The organism is Rufibacter ruber, assembly GCF_014138425.1.
Taxonomy (GTDB): domain Bacteria; phylum Bacteroidota; class Bacteroidia; order Cytophagales; family Hymenobacteraceae; genus Nibribacter; species Nibribacter ruber_C.
Genome location: NZ_JACJIQ010000001.1, coordinates 441592 through 461978 on the forward strand (window position 1 = coordinate 441592; position 20387 = coordinate 461978).

Consider the following 20387-nt stretch of genomic DNA (forward strand, 5'->3'; position numbering starts at 1 on the left):
TAAGGCCGGTGGCAAAAAGCTTCTGTTCAATTGGCTATGGCCACATAAGTGGTTGGCGGTAGCCGGTGAAGCAGAGGGCGTTTCACTGAAACACTGCCCCAATGCCTTCCAGGCGGCTTCTGCTGAAGCCGGGTAGCCCTTTGCCAACACAGGCGCCTGAAGACCTGCCTTTGCTGCTTTTTTGAAACCGGGTATGTAAAATAAGATTTCCGTTTTGGGGCTGTTTTCTGAAAAACAGCCCCAAAACGGAGAGTCATCCAAAACAGAGAAAAGTGTTTACATCAGAAGTACAGATACGGGTGCGTTACGCTGAGACTGACCAGATGGGCTATGTCTATTATGGCAATTACGGCGCGTACTATGAGGTGGCCCGCACAGAGGCCTTCAGGGAGCTGGGCATCAACTACAAGGAGATGGAGGCCCAGGGTGTGATGATGCCGGTGCTGGAGCTGCGGTGCAAGTACATTAGGCCGGCGCGGTATGATGATCTGCTCACCGTCAAGCTGCTCTTGAAAGACCGGCCCAGCGGCGCGCGCATCAAGTTTGAGTACGAGGTCTACAATGAGGCCCGGGAGCTGTTGAACGTGGGGGAAACCACCATGGTGTTTGTTGACATGAAAAGCAACCGGCCCACGCCCATTCCTGCGTATATTCACGCCAGGTTAGATTCTTACTACGCCTAAAATGACCCTAACGGAGCGCCTCACCCACAACCGGCAATACCGGAAGCTCATTGTCTTTCTCAAGCGGCTGCGCTTTGTGGAGGGCCGGGTAAGCGTGTACCACGTGCTCAAGGTCATGATTGAGGAGCTGAACCGCGACTCGCTCACCAAGCGGGCGTCTTACATGGCGTTTAACTTCACGCTGGCTATTTTCCCGGCCATCATCTTCCTGTTCACGCTTTTGCCCTACATTCCGGTGGGGCACCTGGACCGCGACATTCTGGGCCTGCTGGAAGACGTAATGCCCCCTGAGATTTATAACGTGGCCGCAGACACCATTGCCGATATCATCAACAAGCCGCGCGGGGGGTTGCTGTCCTTCGGTTTTCTGTTTGCGCTGGTGCTCTCCACCAACGGGATCATGAGCCTCATGGATGCCTTTGACAAAAAGTACCACACCTTCCGGAAACGCACGTACGTGCGCAAGCGCCTCATTGCCACCGCGCTCACGGTAGCGCTGGCGCTTATTTTGCTGGTGGCCATTGGTGCTATCTTCTTCGGGACATATATCCTGGACGCGCTGGTGTTCTATGAGATTGTCACCGAGTCTTTTACCTACGGGCTGTTTATAGCGGTGAAGTACGTGGCGGTGGTGTTGCTGTTCTTTCTGGCCACGTCTATGATTTACTACTACGTGCCCGCCGTGCATGACAAGTGGCCGTTTGTGAGTGCGGGCAGCGTGGTTGCCACGCTGCTGATTTTCCTGGTTTCGTGGCTGTTCTCGCTTTACATTGGCAAGTTTGACTCCTACAACAAATTCTATGGCTCCATTGGCGCTCTTATAGGGTTGATGGTCTGGCTGGATTTTGTGTGCATGAGCCTGATTGTGGGGTTTGAGGTCAATATCAGCATTGACGCGCTCACCCGGCGGCTGGTAAAAGAGAAAGAAAAATAGGAGGGGCGTTTCTGGCCTGTTTTTCTGAAACCAGCCCTAAACCAGGTCAGTTTTTTTGCAGGGCCGCAGCGCAGCCAAGGTGGTAAAAATCATCTAGTTGTGCCCTGGAGGGAAGGCCTCAGGAGATTTTTCTTGCAAAACAGAAGAAAAATCTGCGCTCACCTCTTGACAGGTTCACTTTTGCCTATTACTTTTGTGTCACATTTAGAGAGATGGCAGAGTGGTCGATTGCGGCGGTCTTGAAAACCGTTGACCTTTGCGGGTCCGGGGGTTCGAATCCCTCTCTCTCTGCTTCGCAAAAGCCTCACCAGAAACGGTGGGGCTTTTTTGTTGTTTTCTGTTTTGGGCCTGTTTTACTAAAAACAGACCCAAAACGCATTCTTGCTAAGTTCTCCTCTACCTGCTCCTGGGGCACCACTTCTCCATTCTTAGGCAAGCAGCAGCCCGCGGGGTAAGGGAAACAATTTTTTAGGAAATCTAAAGCTACCTGATTTTTTGGGTTGACTATTGGGGAAGTTTATCGTATTATTGCAATGAAGATAAGCAGACATGGGCGTAACGAAAACAGACAACTTTACCCAGGAGCAGAACAGGCTGGCCGCCTTGGCGAAGGCGCTGGCGCATCCGGCCCGGGTGGCGATCCTGCAGGAGCTGCTCAAGCGTCAGGCGTGCATCTGTGGGGATTTAGTGGAGGTGGTGCCGCTGGCCCAGGCCACGGTGTCGCAGCATTTGAAAGAACTGAAGAAGGCGGGCCTCATTCAAGGTACCGTTGAGGGGACCTCAGTATGTTACTGCATTGACCCCCGGGCCTGGCAGCAAACAAAGGCAGTCTTTCAGCAGCTGTTTGGGCAGGAGGTAGAAGCCCCGGGGAATTGCTGTTAAAAAATTTGCCTTGGTTTATCGTGATATCACAATAGAGAAAGTGGTTTTCCTATTGGAACAGCATGTATAGCAACTTTAAAACATTTATAAGATGAAACTATCAGAAGTAAAGGCTCTTTTGGCAAAAGCTGAAACCGTAGAGTTTTCATTAGAAAACGGGAATAAGGTGCCAGACCACTTCCATGTCACAGAAGTGGGTGTGGTATCTAAACATTTCATTGACTGCGGCGGCACTGTGCGCAATGAGAAAGTCGCCAACTTCCAGCTCTGGGATGCCAATGACGTGGACCACCGCCTCAAGCCTCAGAAACTGCTGAACATTATTGGCCTTTCTGAGAAAACGTTGGGAATGGAAGACCTGGAGGTTGAGGTGGAGTACCAGAGCGGCACCATTGGGAGGTATGACCTGGGCCATGACGGGCAACGCTTTGTCTTGCTGGCCAAAACCACCACGTGTCTGGCACCAGACAAGTGCGGCGTTCCGCAGGAAAAAATGAAGCTAGACCTCAGCCAACTGATTGCTGGCCCATCGTGCGAGCCCGGCTCCGGCTGCTGCTAATTCTATGCTCAATTGCCCTTACCTTACTGGAAACGTATGAGAATTGCCTTGTTTAGTGACATTCATGCCAACCTTCCGGCCCTGGAGGCGGTGCTGGCAGACATGGACAACCAAAATCTGGATGCCCTCTATTGCCTGGGCGACCTGGTGGGCTACGGTACCTGGCCCAATGAGGTGGTAGCCGAAATCAGAAAGCGCAAGATCCCCACCATAGCCGGCAACTATGATGAAGGCGTTGGCCTGGGCAGCCCCAACTGCGGCTGCGCCTACAAAACAGATACTGAGAAAGGCCTGGGGCAGCAGTCCATTGACTACACCAACCACGTAGTCACGGCAGAAACCCGCCAGTACCTGCGCCACCTCCCGCGCCACCTCCGGCTCACCTTTATGGATGATTCCCAAACGGGAAACAAGATAGAGGTGCTGATGGTGCACGGCAGCCCGCGTAAAATCAATGAGTATCTCTTTGAAGACAGACCAGAGAAAAGTTTCCTGCATCTGTTTGAAGCGGCCAATGCAGACATCCTGTTCTTCGGGCACACCCACAAGCCGTACCACCGCGCTCTGGCGTATGAGCAAGCTGGCCAAACCCGCTACCGGCACGCCATTAACATTGGTTCTGTGGGCAAACCCAAAGACGGTGATCCCCGCAGCTGCTATGTGATTTTAGAACTGACTCCCGAAAGCAGCTTAACCAATCCAGAAAGTATCAAGGTGGAGTTTGTGCGGGTGGAGTATGACGTGGAGAAGGCGGCGCAGGCCATTGAAGCCAGTCCGTTGCCCAACGAGTTTGCCGCCATGTTGAGAACCGCTTAATCAAAGACTATGAGTCAATGCACTGTAGATAAAAGAAAGAAGCTCTCCCGGCTGGACCAGTTTTTAACCCTTTGGATTTTTCTGGCCATGGCGGCAGGCGTGCTGATAGGGTATGTGTATCCAGAAAGTGAGGCGTTGATTAATTCCTTCCAGACGGGAACGGTGAATTTGCCCATTGCCCTGGGGTTGATCCTGATGATGTACCCGCCCCTGGCCAAGGTACGGTACTCGCAGTTGGGCCGGATCTTCCAAAATGTAAAGGTGATTACCCTGTCTCTGGTGCTGAACTGGGTCATTGGGCCAATACTCATGTTTCTGCTAGCCATTCTTTTTCTGCGGGACTACCCTGATTACATGGTGGGCATTATCCTAATTGGGTTGGCGCGCTGTATAGCCATGGTGCTGGTCTGGAATGAATTGGCCGAAGGAGACCGCCAGTACGCGGCGGGGCTGGTGGCGTTTAACAGCATCTTCCAGGTGGTGTTCTACAGCGTGTTCGCCTACGTGTTTATCACCGTTCTGCCCGCCTGGTTTGGGTTAGATGGGCAGGTAGTTACCATCAGCATGGCCACCATAGCCCAGAGCGTGGGCATTTACCTGGGCATTCCGTTTCTGCTGGGCTTCCTGTCCAGCCTGATCCTCCGCCGCCTCAAAGGCGATGACTGGTACCAGAACACCTTTATCCCCGCCATCAGCCCCGTCACCTTGGTAGCCCTCCTCTTTACCATTGTGGTGATGTTCAGCCTCAAGGGTAATCTGATCGTGAGAATCCCGATGGATGTGGTGCGCATTGCCATTCCGCTGGTCATTTACTTTGCCATCATGTTTGTGGTGAGTCTGTACCTGGGGAAGAGGGTAGGAGCCAAATACGCTGAGAATGCCTCTGTTGCCTTCACGGCCACGGGTAATAATTTTGAGCTGGCCCTTGCGGTGGCCATTGGGGTGTTTGGGCTGAACTCGGGCCAGGCGTTTGCAGGTGTGGTGGGGCCCTTGATTGAAGTGCCGGCGCTTATAAGTCTGGTGAACGTGGCCTACTGGTTCCGGAGGAAATACTATGCTGATCCGTCTCCAGCTGAGCCGCTTCCCGCTGGCAGCTAAGGTTCTCTTTCCTTCTGCTATTGTAAGGCCGAAGGAAAAGTAGAGGTCATATAACGTCTGCAAGTACTCTGTTTTGGGCCTGTTTTTCAGAAAACAGGCCCAAAACAGAAAAAATATTTCCGTCCCTTCCTGAATTCCAGAAACAATAAATATATTTACGTAACTGATTACATAAATAGTTACGTGATGGAATTTTTCAACCAGATTGGCAAAGTAGCCCTAGGCAGTCGTCTGAGAAGGCTAACCGAGAAAATCACAGAAGACGCAGCCCAGATTTACAGACTCTACCGCATTGAGCTGCAGCCCAAGTGGTTTCCGGTGTACTATGTATTGTCACAGGGGGAGCTGAAAACCATTACAGCCATTGCCCGGGAAATAGGGCATTCCCACCCCTCGGTCAGCAAAATCATCAGAGAAATGGTGAAAAGCGGTCTGGTGGTGGAAGAGAAAGATGTGACCGACGGCCGGAGAAACATGGTGCGGCTCTCTGAGAAAGGGCAGGAGGTGACGGCTAAGATCCAACGCCAGTACCAGGACGTGAGCAGCGCCCTGGAGGAAGTCTCCGCCCAGGCAACCCATGACCTCTGGAAGGCCGTGGAGGAATGGGAGTTTCTGTTGGAGCAGAAGTCGTTGCTACGCCGGGTGCAGGAGCAGCAGAAACAGCGGGAAAGCCGGCAGGTGCAGGTGGTGGACTACACCCCCCCGTACGCCGCCGTCTTCAAAGCGCTGAACGAAGAGTGGATTTCCACCTACTTCAAGCTGGAAGAGGCAGACCACAGGGCCCTGGATAACCCTGAAGGATACATTTTGGCAAAGGGGGGGCATATTTTGGTGGCGCTCTATGAGGGGGAGCCGGCGGGGGTGTGTGCCCTCCTGAAGATGGAGGACTCAGCGTATGACTATGAACTGGCTAAAATGGCGGTTTCCCCCAGATTCCAGGGAAAGAACATAGGTTGGCTGCTGGGGCAGGCCGCCCTCCAAAAAGCCCGATCCCTTGGCGCGAAAACCCTTTACCTGGAAAGCAACACCCTCCTGAAGCCTGCTATTGGCCTGTACCAGAAGCTCGGGTTTAAGAAAGTAGTAGGTCCTGCTACACCCTATCAGCGGTGCAACATCCAGATGGCGCTTACCTTAGATGAACAGTAAAGCAGTTTAGGGTCTGTAGAGATGAAGAGGGAGTCTGCGAGCTTCCTTTGGGCATCAGCTGCCCAGCAGGCAAAGATCCCCATTCCGCCTGTTTCCTTCTGTCTTTTCCCTGACCATAGTATGAGATTGAACTGGAAGATACCACTTCTGTAGCTGCACCTGGTTTAGTTGCGAACTTTAGGTCTGGAGAATGTAAAAAGCCCCACTACCCAGTATGTGTTCCTAACCAGAGATGCTTGCCCTCCCTAAGGGCAGTGGGCAAGAGTGAGAACGCAGGGGTAGTGGGGCAAGCTCCTGCCCGGGTGGGGTTTGCTTAAAAGAGGTAGCTGAGGTTCACCATGGCCCGCTGGTTGTTTTGGGTGGCGTGTTCCCCGGCATGGCGGGTAAGGGGAAGTTGCAGCGTGCCTCCAAAGGCTATTTTCTTCACGTAGACATTCAATCCCAGGTTGGCATAGTAAGCGTCTCCCGCCTTGGCATCATGGTCACTGTTGAACTCATCTGCCTGGGCATGCTCATAATACAAGCCGGTGCTAGGCAAAAGGGTAAGGAGGTTCTCCAGGTTGTACCAGTAAAACAGGTTGGTAGAAGCGCTCAGACGATTCCCAAACTTGTAGCCGTCACTGTTTTTGGAGTTGATACGGTAGGTGAAATCATTATTCAGGCCCCATTTGCTGTAGCGCACCGTATAGATTCCGTTCATTATAAAATCTGTGCCGCCGGTGCCGGGTTGTAGGCTGGTGGCCACCCCTTCTTCGCCATTGTGAAGTGAATGGGCGCCGGTAGGCAGTTTCACCCCACCCCCTAGTTGCAGGGTCTGCTTGAAAGATCTGTTGGTGCTGTCACCGGTGTTTACCAGCGCGTAGTTGGCTAGCAAAGTGATGTCACCCAGACCAGAGTACCTGGTATTGCCCCGGCTAGTGCGCTGCTCATTGAAGGCATACGGCACAAAAGCAAACACCTGCACATTTCTGAAGGGGACAAAACGGCCCCAGGCTTCAGCGGTGGTGTACACTTCATCCATCACGTCTGCATGCGTCATAGGCATGCCATCATGCAGGTGGGTGTGGGTGGTGTGAATGGTGTAGCTGCGGGTGGTGTAGCGTACCCCGGCAAAGTTTTTATGGAACTGGGGCAGAATGCCCAAATAGCTTCCGCCCATGGTGCAGCCCCCGTCACAGGCGCTGCTGTTGAAACCTAGCGTTATCAACGCCATGGCAATGAGTAATATCTTTTTCATAACTCAGATCTTTAAAAAGTAAATGTGATTTTCCTGAAGGCTTTCCATTCAACGAATGAGGTCAAATGCCTTGGCGGATGGAAAATCCCGGAAACAGGGGAGGTGCACTCACCTGAAAAGGAATGGGGAATGAAGTCTTGTGGTGCAGGTAAGATAATAGTCTTTGCCACCTCTACCTGGCCCGCCATGAGCTGCAGATCTAAAAAGGGTTTCTTTTCCTGCCCCGCCTGCTGCCGTTCGCGCTGCGTCTCTTGCTTCAGTTGCTTTTTCAGGTAGCATTTTCCCTGGCACTTGGTCTGCGGTTCGTTCTTTTTCTCACATAAGTGCCGGGCTATATAAGGCTGCTCTACTTTGAATAGGAAGTACAGCCCTGTTTTGCTCAGCGCCAAGGCAAGGGTACTTACTACTAAAAGGAGGCAGAGGAGCCGTTTCATCTGGTGGTACTTTTTCCTGGGGGCAAAGATCCTGCAGACCGCTATGGTCAAAAATGATAAAAGTCAATAATAGAAGAGATTAATATCTTTTATTCTCTTTTGTTCCCCTTCTACTTTTGTCACAGAAACAATCACCAAAGCACCTTACATCTTACCCTTTAATCTCAAGAGCCATGAAAAAGGCAAGTACCACTGTTAAAACCCTGCTGCAGCGTACGGCTGTAGCCATAATAGGCAGCATGCTGCTGTTCAACTGTTCGTCTGGCGGCAGTGAAGGCTATGCTGATCAGTACAAACAGGAGCAGGCAAACCAGGCTGCTGCTCAAGAAGCTCCCGCTGAAGAAGATGGCAAAGGAGTTGGGCCGGTGAAAACGGTAGACCTGGGCGCAGACATTGACCAGGCCCTCGCTGAAAACGGGAAGTCGATCTTTGACGGCAAGTGCTCTGCCTGTCACCAACTGTCTGACCAGAAAGTGGTGGGGCCTGGCCTCGCCGGGGTCACTGACAGGCGCAAGCCGGAATGGGTGATGAACATGATCATCAACCCAGAAGAGATGACCAAAAAAGATGCTACGGCTAAAAAATTGCTGGCAGAACACTTAACGCAAATGACCAACCAGAATGTGAATGAGCAAGACGCCCGCGCCATTCTGGAATTCCTGAGACAAAACGACAAAGCCATTTAAGCACTTCTACATTCCCATATTCTTATGGAAACTTTCGCTACTAAACTTTGGAAAAATGCACCCAAAGCTGCCCTGCTGGTAGCAGTGGCCGCGGGTGCGATGCTGCAAGGCTGCAGCAACACAAAAGGCAGTGATGCTACCGGAGCCACCGCCTCAGCACTCTCTTCTGATGCCGCCACACAGGTATATGTGAAACCGGGCTCCCATGATGAGCTGTACTCTTTCCTGTCAGGCGGGTTCAGTGGCCAGGTATCTGTCTATGGCCTGCCTTCCGGGAGGTTGTTGAGAAACATTCCGGTGTTCAGCCAGCATGCGGAGAACGGCTACGGCTATTCTGAGGAGTCAAAGGCCATGCTGAACACCTCCCATGGGTTTGTGCCCTGGGATGACCTGCACCACCCTAAACTGTCTCGCAAAGACGGCATGACCGATGGCCGCTGGCTGTTTGTGAACGGCAACAACACCCCGCGGGTGGCCCGCATTGACCTGACCACCTTTGAGACTGCTGAGATCATAGAGTTGCCAAACTCTGCCGGCAACCACTGCTCCCCGTACCCTACCAACAACAATGAGTACGTGATTGCCGGTACCCGCTTCAGCGTTCCGCTGGATATGAAAGGAGGTACCAAAGACGTAAGCCTTGCTGATTATGCAGACCAGTTCAGAGGCTCCATCTCCTTTATCAAGGTAGATCCTGACAAAGGTGACATGGATCTTGACTTCCAGATTCTTGTGCCGGGTTTTGACTATGATCTGGCTAACGGTGGCAAAGGGCCGTCAGAAGACTGGGTGTTTTTTACCACCTACAACTCTGAGAAAGCCGGTACCTTGAAAGAAGTAGGCGCCTCCCAGAATGACAAAGATTATCTGGCAGCCGTAAACTGGAAGCTAGCCGCTCAATATGCCAGAGAAGGCAAAGCCCGGGAAATGCCCGCCAACTACTACCATAACAAGTTGGATAAAGCAACGCACACAGCCAAATCAACTGTAAAAAAGAAGGTGCGCTATTTATTGGCGGAAGAATGCCCGGGTATGATGTACCTGTTGCCCGCACCTAAATCACCGCATGGCATAGACGTAGACCCAAGTGGTGAGTACATGGTGGTAAGCGGTAAACTGGCCTCCGCTATTCCGGTTTTCTCTTTCTCCAAATTCCAGAATGCCATCAAAAACAAACAGTTTGATGGCGAAAAAAACGGAATTCCCGTGCTGAAATATGAGTCTGTGCTGCAGGCTGAAGTAAAAGAGCCGGGCTTAGGGCCGTTGCACACGGAGTTTGACGGCAAAGGAAACGCTTACACTTCTATGTTCGTGTCTTCTGAAGTGGTGAAATGGAAGCTGAGTGATTTTAAAGTAGTAGACAGAATTCCAGTGTATTATTCCATCGGTCACTTGATGATTCCGGGTGGTGATACTAAAAAACCGCATGGCAAATACCTGCTGGCCATGAACAAAATCACCAAAGACCGGTACCTGCCCACCGGGCCCGAGTTGACCCAGTCTGCCCAGCTCATTGACATTAGCGGCGAGAAAATGAAACTGCTCCTTGACTTCCCCACTATTGGTGAACCGCACTATGCCCAGGCCATTCAGGCTAGCATTGTAGCACCAAAGAGTGTGAAAATCCATAAGCTGGACGAAAACAGGCACCCTTATGTGGCTAAGAACGAAGCCAGTACAGATGTGTCCAGAAAAGGCAATGTGGTACACGTGAAAATGACCGCCATTAGAAGCCACTTAACGCCAGATAACATTGAAGGGGTGCAAGTAGGGGATACCGTTTACTTCCACGTGACCAACCTGGAGCAAGACTGGGACGTACCGCACGGCTTCGCCATCATGGGGGCTAACAACGCCGAAACTCTTATTATGCCAGGCGCTACCCAGACCCTGAAATGGATACCCAAGAAAGCGGGTGTGTTCCCCTTCTACTGCACTGACTTCTGCTCTGCCCTGCACCAGGAGATGCAAGGCTACATGAGAGTGTCTCCTAAAGGATCTAACGTGCCTATTGCCTTCTACACCGGTAAAAAGAAACCTGCCGTGGTGGCGCAAAAATAGGTGATATTAAAAATCAGCGGAGGCTGCTTCGGGAGTCCCGCTGATTTTATTTCCGTTTACTGGCTGTTTTTTCCAAAACAGCACCAAAACAAAAAATAGGGCAAAGGGGCACCTACCTGTTTTCAGGCTGATTTCTAAAAAACAGGCCAGAAACGGCTTCCGCCGGAGGCGCAACATTGCCCAACTTCACTTTCATCTAACTCTAAACAAGATGAAAACTTCTTCTAAAGTACTTATGGCGCTGGCCGCCTTCTCCCTAGGTTTGTTGTTTCTCTTTCCTATGTGGAAGATTTACCTCAAGGCCCCGCAATACCCTGAGGGGCTGGAAATGCACATCTGGGTAAACAAGCTGGCCGGTGACACTGAAAGCTCCATCCAGAACTTCAACATCCTGAACCACTACATTGGCATGGAACCCATTCACGCTGAGTCATTTGACGAGCTGCGGTACATGCCCTACATCGTGCTGGGTTTTATGGTAACTGGGCTGCTGGTGGCGGTACTGGGAAAACGCAAGCTGGCACTGGGCTGGAGCATTCTGCTGATGCTGGCTGGTGCGGTTGGGATCCTGGACTTCTACCTGTGGCTGGAAAAATTTGGGACCAACCTGAGTCCCATGGCACCCATTAAAGTGCCGGGCATGACCTACGTGCCGCCTCTTTTGGGCAGCAAGCAACTGCTCAACTTTGACGCGCTTTCTTTGCCCTCTTGGGGCAGTCTGGGCATTGCACTGGCGGTTCTGCTTTCATTGGCGGTGTTCTTTTTCACGGCCGCACCCACTAAGAAACCTATTACTGTGAATCATAAACCCGCTTTGGTATGAAATTCTTTCTGAAGCTCATTTTCTTCATGGTGTTGATTGGCCTGCTGCAGAGTTGCGCGGTTGAGTCAAAACCAATTCCCTACGGTGCCACCAACTGCGCACATTGCAACATGACGGTGGCAGACAACCGGTTTGGCGCAGAACTGGTGAATGACAAAGGCAAACCCTTCTTCTTTGACTCTGCGGAGTGCCTGATGGCCTACCTGAACGAGAATGCAGCCGAAGGCGAAAAAGCGGCGTTTGTACTGGTCACTGATTTTACCAAACCCACTGAACTGGTAGATGCCCGCAATGGCTTTTTTCTTCAATCTAAAAACCTGCCCAGCCCTATGGGCATGAATTTAGTGGCGGTTGCCAATGAGGCCACTGCAACCCAACTGCAACAAGAGAAGGGCGGCCGTATTCTCTCCTGGCAACAGGTTTTGCAGGCCGTTAAAAACAATGAAAACCCTCAGTAATCATCTTCTGCTGCTGGTGTGCACGTTGGTGCTGCTGCCCTTGTCTTTTCAGGTAAAGGGCGGTACGCTTAACGTGTGCAACACTTGCACCTATACATCGGTGAAGCAAGCGGTGAAAGCGGCCAAGTCCGGTGATAAGGTGGTGGTGAACGGCGGGGTGTACCAAGAGGCCGGCATTGAAATCACAAAACCGCTCACGTTGGTGGGGGTGAACCGGCCGGTGCTGGACGGTAACTTCAAAGGCCAGATCATTACCATCATGGCAGACCATGTGGTAGTGAAGGGGTTAACGTTAAAAAATATTGCCACCAGTTACACCCGTGATGATGCGGCTATACGGGTGGTGGAACGCCACCAGGTAAAAATACTGAACAACACCATCCTGAACACCTACTTCGGGATTTACCTGCAGAACGCTGAGTTCTGTGAGATACGCGGCAACGTGGTGAGCGGGAAAGACGTGGCGGGTCAGAATGAGTCGGCGCTGGGCAATGCTATTCATCTGTGGCACTGCAACAACGCGGTGATCACAGGCAATACATTGCGGGGGCACCGAGATGGTATCTATCTGGAATTTGTGAAAGACAGCCATGTGAAAGACAACCTGAGCCAGAACAACCTGCGGTACGGGCTGCACTTCATGTTCTCAGACGGCAACGTGTACACGCACAATACCTTCCGGAAAAACGGGGCGGGCGTGGCCGTTATGTACACCAGAAACATCAGGATGGAATACAACACCTTTGAAAACAACTGGGGGGCAGCGTCTTACGGGTTACTTCTGAAAGACATCAGCAACAGCCAGATTTACCACAACACCTTTAGGCAGAACACCAGCGGCATTTACATGGAAAGCTCCAGCCGCCTGGATGTGCAGCGCAATACCTTTGACCGTAACGGCTGGGCCATACGGCTGCTGAGCAGCTGTACAGAAGATGTATTCTCCCAAAATAACTTCACGGGCAATTCCTTTGATGTGAGCACCAACGGAAACTCTACCCTCAACCGCTTTGAAAACAACTACTGGGACAAGTACACGGGCTATGACCTCAACAAAGACAAAGTGGGCGACGTGCCTTACCGGCCGGTGAGCCTTTACAGCATGCTGATAGAGAAGGTACCTTCTTCGGTCATGTTTATGCGCAGCTTTATGGTAGACCTAATGGACAATGTGGAGAAAGTGCTGCCCAGCTTTATCCCAGACCAGTTGATTGATGAACACCCAGTGATGAGGAGGATTAAGGATGATAACCATAGAGAATTTACAAAAACGGTACGGTAAGCTTTCTGTTCTGAAAGACGTGAATGTGCGGTTTGAGGCAGGAAGGGTAGTCTCTATCATTGGCCCAAACGGTTCCGGAAAGACCACTATGAGCAAATGCATTTTGGGAATGGTGCTGCCAGATGCCGGAGACATTAAGATAAACAACCAGTCTATACTGAAACAACATGCCTACCGCAGCCAGATTGGCTATATGCCCCAGATTGGCCGCTATCCAGAGAACATGAAGATCAGGCAGGTGCTGAACATGGTCAGGGACATGAGAAAAGAGGTGCAGGAAATAGATGAGGAACTGATTGGGTTGTATGGGCTGAAAGAGATGTATGACAAACCCATGGGGTCTTTGTCTGGGGGTACAAGGCAGAAGGTGAGTGCAGCGCTGGCGTTTCTGTTCAACCCCCAGATACTTATTCTGGATGAGCCAACCGCCGGATTAGACCCTGTCTCTGCTGAAATCCTGAAGGCTAAAATCCTGAAGGAGAAAAAAAGGGGACGTCTTATTCTGATCACCTCCCACATCATGAGTGAGATTGAAGAAGTGGCAGATGAAGTAATGTGTCTCATGGATGGCCATTTGAAGTTCCATGAGACCATTGCAGCCTTGAAAGAACAAACTCAGGAAAACCGGCTGAGCCGGGCAATTGCTAAAATCATGAAAGAGGAGGACTAAGCCATGGGCAAGATTATCAAATATGTCTTCTATGACATTGTGCGCAGCAAGATTGTGCTGGCGTACACGGTGTTTCTGCTGCTGCTCTCGCTGGGGCTTTTTCATTTAGGCGGAAACCCAGACAAGGCCATTTTGAGCCTGCTTAATCTGGTGTTGCTCACCGTGCCCCTGATTAGCATTGTGTTTGCCACCACCCACTTCTACAATTCGTATGAATTTATAGAGTTACTGGTGGCTCAGCCCATTAACCGCAGCAAGATTTTCATGAGTGAGTATCTGGGCGTGGCAGGGTCTCTTTCAGGGGCTTTCCTGCTGGGGGTGGGGGTTCCGGTGCTGCTGTTTGGTGCTTCAGCCACTGGCGGGTATCTGCTGCTCACCGGGGTGCTGATCACGTTTATTTTTGTAGCCATGGCCTTTCTGGCCTCAGTCATTACCCGTGACAAGGCCAAGGGCATAGGGGTGGCGCTTTTGCTGTGGTTTTATTTTGCCCTGATCTATGATGGACTGGTGCTGCTGATTCTCTTCACCTTTAGTGATTACCCCTTAGAAAACCCTACTTTGGTGTTAACTGCCTTGAACCCCGTAGACCTTGGCAGAATTATAGTGCTGCTGAACCTGGATGCCTCTGCCCTCATGGGGTACACTGGCGCCCTGTACAAAAGCATATTGGGGAGCTTCTGGGGGATTTCCCTGGCATTGGGGCTCATGCTGCTCTGGATCCTGGTGCCTATGGTCAGCTCCCGCCAGATCTTCGCCCGCAGGGATCTTTAAATTCTATTCCATATTTTATCTGTGTAAACTATCTGTGAATGGGGTTCTACCCTTGGTTTGAGGCGCAGGCAGTAGTGCCTGCGCTTTTTTATTGAAAGAGGCAGGTGCTGTTTTTAGGCTGTTTTTCTCAAAACAGAACCAAAACAGCAATTGCCTTTGCGCAGCTGACGCAGTGACCAGAGTCATTGTTGCCCAGCTTCATTTCAGGTACACTTGCAGCACCCAAACAAATAGGAGAATTATGAGCCATTTACCCATACAAATTTTAAACCCGCTCACCTACGCTGAGTATAGAAATCTGGTAGAACGGCTGGTACTGGAGGAGAAGGCTACCGGACCGGAGCAGACCCAGGAGCGCATTGTCTATACCAAACTCAACCTGCAGCGCATGAAACGGGGAGAGAAACAGATTGTCTTGCTGCCGGCGCTGGGGGCCCTTCTGCGGGAGCATCAGCCTGACTGGCGCTGGCTGGTCTTGGTAGAAAGTTGGTGCGGTGATGCCGCCCAAACCCTTCCGGCTATAGCAGCCATTGCGGCGGCTGTACCTACCCTGGAGTTGGTCATTGTTCTGCGGGACCAGAACCCCCACCTCATGGATACCTGCTTGACCAACGGGAGCCGGTCTATCCCCAAGCTGATCTGTGAAGACCGCGAAACAGGTGAGCGGCTTTTCACGTGGGGCTCTCGTCCCGAAACCATTCAACAGCAGTTTCTGGCCTTAAAGGCGGAGCACCCGCATCTAAACAAAGAGGAGCTGATGCAGCACCTGCATACCTGGTATGCCAAAGACCGGGCCCAAAGCGTTCAGCTTGATCTTCTAACGTTGGCAGAAGCCACCCTGGTGGCAGCTGTGCCTGTACAACTAGACTGGGTCATATAGAAGTTTATCCCGTGAAGGTGGTTTCAAGACAGAATTGGCTTTTGGTGGCGCTCGCGCAACTGGTTCTAGTGGCCTGTCTGGGGTTGTTGTTGCGGTACCTGTTGGTAGCCCCCATAGAAGGGCTGAACTACAAATACCTGCTACACGCCCATTCCCATGTTGCCTTGCTGGGTTGGCTGTATACTGCGGTAATGGTGGTGCTCCTGTTGGTGTTCTTACCGCCCGAACTGCGTACCAAAAAGACCTATACCTGGCAGTTTTGGCTGTCACAGGCGGCGGTGCTGGGCATGCTGCTCAGCTTTCCGGTACAGGGGTATGCGGCCGCCTCCATTGCCTTTAGCACGGCTCACCTCCTGTTGAACTATTGGTTTATATACCAGTTTTTGAAAGATGCTAACCGGGCCGGGGTGGGACGTTTTTCCCAGCAGTTGTCTTTCCGGTTTATAAAGGCAGCCTTGTTTTTCTTAGCGGTGTCATCTTTAGGGCCTTGGTCGCTGGGGCCTGTCATGGCTACCGGTCACAGCGGGGGTTCCCTCTACTACAACGCCATCTATTTTTACCTGCACTTCCAGTATAACGGCTGGTTTACGTTTGCGGTACTGGGGCTTTTTTTCTGGCTCCTGGAACAGCACGGTCTGGGGGTGAGCCGAAAGAAAGGAAATCTCATCTTCCGGTTGCTTTTCTGGTCCTGTATGCCCGCCTTCCTGCTCTCTGTGCTCTGGACGCAGCCTGCCGCCTGGGTGTACTGGGCAGGAGGCGCGTCAGGGATGGCGCAAGTAGTGGCGGTCTTACTGCTGCTGGTGCATGTGTGGCCTGTAAGGCAGAAATTGAAATTGCTTTTCACCGGCTTGTCCGGGTGGTTGTTCTGGTTGGCAGTGGCGGCCTTCATTGCCAAGAACCTCCTGCAGTTGATGACGGCGTTGCCTTATATAGCAGACATTGCTTATCGGTTCCGGTACTTAATTATTGCATACCTGCACCTGGTGCTCATTGGGTTCATCAGCTTTTTTCTGTTTGCATTTATGGGCAAGCAGGGCTGGCTCCAACTCCAGACCAATAAGAGCCTTTGGGGCATGGGCCTGTTCCTGCTAGGGTTTATTGCTACAGAAGCGCTTTTATTTCTGCAAGGAGCCCTGTTTTGGTGGGAGGCTGGGGCAATACCGTACTACCATGAACTGCTGTTTGGCGTGAGTATTTTTTTACCAGCGGGCATGCTACTGTTTTTCATGTCCCAGTGGAAAGACAAAATGCAAGTGTGCTGAAGTCAGCCGTTCCCTGTCCTTACAAGGAGGCTTTGGGAAAGTCTGTTTTGGCCTGTTTTCACCAAAACAGGCCAAAAACAGGAAAGGCAGCCACTTGTGGCTGCCTTTCCTGTTTTTGATTAACCCAAATTAACTGCACCCCAGGCTGTTGCCGCAGTTCAGACACTTATAGCACGTACCGGAACGGATGGTGAGATGTCCGCAGGTGGTACAGATGGGAGCATCTCCCATCATGCTGGCCAACACCTGGTGGGTCTGTTCTTGCAGGGCAGTGTTGGAAAAAGCCACTTCCGTTAAAATCTTAGCCTTGGGAGCAGGAGGGGCCTTAGGGTTTTCCGTCTGTGGGGCGGTGGCTGGATCAGGGGCAACGGAAGCATTTTGCGGTGCATCAGGTACGTGCACCAGATCAGCCCTGTTCAGGTACTCATACCCCAGTAGCCGGAACAGGTAGTCAAACACTGAGGTGGCCTGCTTGATGTTGGGATGCTCCACCCTGCCTGCGGGCTCAAACCGGGTAAACGTAAAGCGGTTTACAAATTCCTCCAACGGCACCCCGTATTGTAATCCCAGGGAGACAGAAATGGCAAAACAGTTCAGAATAGACCTAAAGGAAGCCCCTTCTTTGTACATGTCAATGAAGACTTCTCCCAGACTGCCGTCTGCATATTCCCCGGTCCTGATGTACACGGTATGGCCGTCAATCTTTGCTTTTTGGGTGAACCCGTTGCGCTTGTCTGGCAATTTACGGCGCTCTACCATGTGTGACAGCTGCTGCCTGAAAGAATCATTGGGTGATTCGGCCAGAATAGCCTGTGCGGCTTTAAGCACCTGTTCGCTGCTGTGGAGCAACTCCTGCTGCTCCGGTTCCTGGGCAGTGTCTGTTGCAGGGGCGGTTGCGGTGGTTTTAGAAGTGAGTGGCTGAGAAAGTTTGCTGCCGTCACGGTAGAGGGAGCAGGCTTTCAGGCCCAGCTGCCAGGAGAGGGCGTAGCAACTGGCCACTTCTTCCAGGGTGGTTTCATGGGGCAGGTTAATGGTTTTTGAGATAGCCCCAGAAATGAACGGCTGTACCGCCGCCATCATGAGAATGTGCCCCTGGGCCTTGATGAAACGGGTGCCTTTGGTGCCACAGCGGTTGGCGCAGTCAAATACCGCATAGTGTTCTTCCTTCAGGTAGGGAGCGCCCTCAACGGTCATGGTGCCGCAGATAAAGTCGTTGGCTTCCTGCAGCTGGGCAGCCGAAAGGCCTAACGCCTGTACCAGCTGGAAAGAGGTGCTCTGGTAATGGGCCTGGGCAAACCCCAGGCGCTCTAGACAGGCCTCCCCCAGAAAGTTCGTACTGAACAGAGAGGCAAGGTCATAGGCGGTAGGGAGGGCGGTTTCCAGCCTCTCTATGTCTTCGGGTAGAAAACCCAGCGCCATCAGGGCTTCAGGGTGCACGTGCGGTGCTCCTGATAAAGTGGCGTGCCCTTTGGCATATTTTACTATTGCCTCTATGTGGGAAGGGGGGTAGCCTAGCCGTTCCAGCGCCAGCGGAAGTGACTGGTTGATGATCTTGAAATAGCCGCCCCCGGCGAGCTTCTTGTATTTCACCAGTGCAAAATCAGGTTCTACGCCGGTGGTGTCGCAGTCCATGAGCAAACCAATGGTACCGGTGGGGGCAATGACGGTGGCCTGGGCATTCCGGAAACCGTGCAAACCGCCTAACCTGAGCGCTTCTGCCCACGCATGTTTGGCTGCGGCAAGCACGTTAGGCGGGCACAGGTCCTGGTCAAGCCCCAGGGGCTGCGTACTTAAACCTTCATACTGGTCTGGCAGGTTATAGGCTGCGTGCTGATGGTTTCTGATGACCCGCAACATACTGGCCCGGTTCTGGCTAAATTTAGGGAAAGGGCCTGCTGCCGCCGCCAATTCAGCCGATGTCTGGTAGCTCGCACCTGTCATGAGCGAGGTAATGCCGGCGGCCAGGGCGCGGGCGGCGTTACTGTCATAGGGCAGTCCTTGCACCATAAGCAGTGCCCCCAGGTTGGCATAGCCCAGCCCAATGGTGCGGTATTGGTAGGAGCGCAGTGCCACGGCTTCAGAAGGAAACTGGGCCATGAGCACAGAAATCTCCAGAACCACCGTCCAGAGGCGGCAGGCATGGGCAAAAGCGTCAGTGTCAAACTCCTGCCGCTCCTGATGGTAGAAGGCCAGCAGATTCAAAGAGGCAAGGTTACAGGCGGTATTGTCCAGGAACATGTACTCAGAGCAGGGGTTGGAGGCGTTGATCCGGCCTTCAGCGGGGCAGGTGTGCCAGTCATTGATGGTGGTGTCAAACTGCACACCCGGGTCTGCGCAGGCCCAGGCGGCCTCATTGAGCTGCTGCCAGAGTGTCTGGGCGGGCACCGTTTTCACAACCTTGCCGGTGGTGCGGGCTTTTAAGGGCCAATCCTGCTGTTGCTCTAGCGCCGCAAAGAAAGCATTGGGAATACGCAATGAGTTATTGCTGTTCTGCCCCGAAACCGTCTGGTAGGCTTCACCTTCATAGTCTGAGGAGTAGCCCCCGGCAATAAGGGCTCCCACTTTCTTCTCCTCCCCTTTCTTCCAGTTGATGAAGTCCAGAATCTCAGGATGGTCCAGGTCCAGGCACACCATCTTGGCCGCGCGGCGGGTGGTTCCGCCAGATTTGATGGCCCCGGCGGCCCGGTCGCCCACCCGCAGAAAAGACATGAGCCCTGAGGAGGTGCCTCCGCCGGAGAGGGGCTCGTCTTTGCCCCTGATGTTGGAATAGTTGGTGCCTACCCCAGAACCGTATTTAAAAACCCGTGCCTCCTGCAGGAGCAGGTCCATGATGCCCCCTTTCAGAGTCAGATTGTCTTCAGCAGACAGAATAAAGCAGGCATGTGGTTGCGGACGTTCATAAGAGGAGGTAGACTCCCGCAGCTCCCCAGAGTCTGGGTCAACATAAAAATGTCCCTCAGATTTCTCTGTGATGCCGTAAAACTCAAACAGGCCGGTGTTGAACCACTGCGGTGAGTTGGGTGCGGCATACTGCCCCAGCAACATGTACACCAGCTCCTCATAAAACACCTGCGCGTCTTGCCCACTCTGGAAATAACCGTAGCGGCTGCCCCAGACGCGCCAGCAGTTGGCCAGCCGGTGCACCACCTGTTTTACAGAATGCTCCGCTCCCAGGCTGCCGTCTGGCTGCGGCACCCCCGCCCGCCGCAGGTATTTCTGGGCCAGGATATCAGTGGCAATCTGAGACCATTGCGAGGGTACCTCCACATTGTTCAGTTCAGCCACCACGTCTCCGCCGGGGGTCTTGATCACTGAGGTTCGCTTTTCATAGGCGTATTGGTCAAAAGGGGAGAGACCCTCCCGGGTGAAACGGCGGGAGAAGGAGAGCCCCGGCGGCTTTAGCTGTTGTTCTTTCATGGGTAGATAATCTTAGTATATATGTGAGGAAGTTTTGACGGTAATAACCTGTGCCATACCAGGGCAATTCACCCTTTCCCGCGCCTAGTTTCTGTTTTCGGGCTGTTTTTCAGAAAACAGCCCGAAAACAGAAACTCAGGCGTGCATGGAAACGGACAGCCAGGTGGCGAGGCCCGGCAAGCTAGCGTACCGGCAAGGCTGTTGACATGATCAACATCATGTGTTCACAGAACTTCGGTCATTCCTTTCCTCTTTCTGTTGCAGTAAACTTATGGTGGCAGCAAGAGG

General features: G+C 52.4%; 19 protein-coding genes and 1 tRNA gene. 17 read left to right on the forward strand and 3 right to left on the reverse strand.

Going from position 1 to position 20387, the window contains the following annotated elements; all coding sequences use genetic code 11:
• The first annotated feature begins 272 nt into the window (after positions 1–272).
• The 8 genes from FHS90_RS01750 to FHS90_RS01785 all read left to right on the forward strand — a co-directional run bounded on the left by FHS90_RS01750 (position 273) and on the right by FHS90_RS01785 (position 6118).
• Complete coding sequence (locus FHS90_RS01750) at positions 273–683, forward strand: acyl-CoA thioesterase (protein ID WP_066834824.1); 411 nt, start codon at positions 273–275, stop codon at positions 681–683.
• Position 684: 1 nt separating this feature from the next.
• Entirely contained in the window at positions 685–1617 is a 933-nt protein-coding gene (locus tag FHS90_RS01755) for a YihY/virulence factor BrkB family protein (protein WP_182511330.1), read from the forward strand.
• A 206-nt stretch (positions 1618–1823) separates the two neighbouring features.
• Positions 1824–1908, forward strand: a tRNA-Ser gene (locus tag FHS90_RS01760).
• A gap of 258 nt (positions 1909–2166) precedes the next feature.
• On the forward strand, positions 2167–2499 hold the full coding sequence (locus FHS90_RS01765; protein ID WP_182511331.1) for an ArsR/SmtB family transcription factor: 333 nt from the start codon (positions 2167–2169) through the stop codon (positions 2497–2499).
• Between the two features lie 91 nt (positions 2500–2590).
• Positions 2591–3058, forward strand: a complete 468-nt coding sequence (locus FHS90_RS01770) for a DUF6428 family protein (protein WP_182511332.1) — start codon at positions 2591–2593, stop codon at positions 3056–3058.
• Between the two features lie 36 nt (positions 3059–3094).
• The gene (locus FHS90_RS01775; RefSeq protein WP_182511333.1) at positions 3095–3874 is read left to right on the forward strand and encodes a metallophosphoesterase family protein; all 780 of its coding nucleotides are present in this window, start codon (positions 3095–3097) and stop codon (positions 3872–3874) included.
• A gap of 9 nt (positions 3875–3883) precedes the next feature.
• On the forward strand, positions 3884–4972 hold the full coding sequence (arsB, locus tag FHS90_RS01780) for an ACR3 family arsenite efflux transporter (protein ID WP_182511334.1): 1089 nt from the start codon (positions 3884–3886) through the stop codon (positions 4970–4972).
• Positions 4973–5158: 186 nt separating this feature from the next.
• On the forward strand, positions 5159–6118 hold the full coding sequence (locus tag FHS90_RS01785) for a bifunctional helix-turn-helix transcriptional regulator/GNAT family N-acetyltransferase (protein WP_182511568.1): 960 nt from the start codon (positions 5159–5161) through the stop codon (positions 6116–6118).
• Positions 6119–6431: 313 nt separating this feature from the next.
• Here the strand turns inward: FHS90_RS01785 and FHS90_RS01790 are convergent, their stop codons facing one another.
• Positions 6432–7355, reverse strand: a complete 924-nt coding sequence (locus FHS90_RS01790; RefSeq protein ID WP_182511335.1) for a hypothetical protein — start codon at positions 7353–7355, stop codon at positions 6432–6434.
• Positions 7356–7366: 11 nt separating this feature from the next.
• Positions 7367–7789: a hypothetical protein gene (locus tag FHS90_RS01795; protein WP_182511336.1), complete on the reverse strand. Its 423-nt coding sequence runs from the start codon at positions 7787–7789 to the stop codon at positions 7367–7369.
• A 173-nt stretch (positions 7790–7962) separates the two neighbouring features.
• Between FHS90_RS01795 and FHS90_RS01800 the strand changes: the two genes are divergently transcribed.
• The 9 genes from FHS90_RS01800 to FHS90_RS01840 all read left to right on the forward strand — a co-directional run bounded on the left by FHS90_RS01800 (position 7963) and on the right by FHS90_RS01840 (position 16682).
• Positions 7963–8475, forward strand: a complete 513-nt coding sequence (locus FHS90_RS01800; RefSeq protein WP_182511337.1) for a c-type cytochrome — start codon at positions 7963–7965, stop codon at positions 8473–8475.
• A gap of 24 nt (positions 8476–8499) precedes the next feature.
• The gene (gene nosZ, locus FHS90_RS01805) at positions 8500–10536 is read left to right on the forward strand and encodes a Sec-dependent nitrous-oxide reductase (protein WP_182511338.1); all 2037 of its coding nucleotides are present in this window, start codon (positions 8500–8502) and stop codon (positions 10534–10536) included.
• A 211-nt stretch (positions 10537–10747) separates the two neighbouring features.
• A complete protein-coding gene (locus FHS90_RS01810) occupies positions 10748–11359 on the forward strand; it encodes a hypothetical protein (RefSeq protein WP_182511339.1) in 612 nt (203 codons plus the stop codon).
• The gene (locus FHS90_RS01815) at positions 11356–11817 is read left to right on the forward strand and encodes a nitrous oxide reductase accessory protein NosL (protein ID WP_066834800.1); all 462 of its coding nucleotides are present in this window, start codon (positions 11356–11358) and stop codon (positions 11815–11817) included. Before FHS90_RS01810 ends, FHS90_RS01815 begins: the two co-directional genes overlap by 4 nt.
• Positions 11801–13099 (forward strand): nitrous oxide reductase family maturation protein NosD, encoded by a 1299-nt coding sequence (locus FHS90_RS01820; RefSeq protein ID WP_066834798.1) that lies wholly within the window; start codon positions 11801–11803, stop codon positions 13097–13099. Before FHS90_RS01815 ends, FHS90_RS01820 begins: the two co-directional genes overlap by 17 nt.
• Entirely contained in the window at positions 13062–13769 is a 708-nt protein-coding gene (locus FHS90_RS01825) for an ABC transporter ATP-binding protein (RefSeq protein ID WP_182511340.1), read from the forward strand. The genes FHS90_RS01820 and FHS90_RS01825 overlap by 38 nt, the downstream gene beginning before the upstream one ends.
• A 3-nt stretch (positions 13770–13772) precedes the next feature.
• Positions 13773–14540 (forward strand): ABC transporter permease, encoded by a 768-nt coding sequence (locus FHS90_RS01830; protein WP_066834794.1) that lies wholly within the window; start codon positions 13773–13775, stop codon positions 14538–14540.
• Positions 14541–14781: 241 nt separating this feature from the next.
• Positions 14782–15420: a thioredoxin family protein gene (locus tag FHS90_RS01835; protein WP_182511341.1), complete on the forward strand. Its 639-nt coding sequence runs from the start codon at positions 14782–14784 to the stop codon at positions 15418–15420.
• A gap of 11 nt (positions 15421–15431) precedes the next feature.
• On the forward strand, positions 15432–16682 hold the full coding sequence (locus tag FHS90_RS01840; protein ID WP_182511342.1) for a hypothetical protein: 1251 nt from the start codon (positions 15432–15434) through the stop codon (positions 16680–16682).
• 129 nt (positions 16683–16811) lie between these two features.
• Here FHS90_RS01840 and FHS90_RS01845 read toward each other — a convergent pair whose 3' ends face one another.
• Entirely contained in the window at positions 16812–20099 is a 3288-nt protein-coding gene (locus FHS90_RS01845; RefSeq protein WP_182511343.1) for a vitamin B12-dependent ribonucleotide reductase, read from the reverse strand.
• Positions 20100–20387 lie beyond the last annotated feature (288 nt).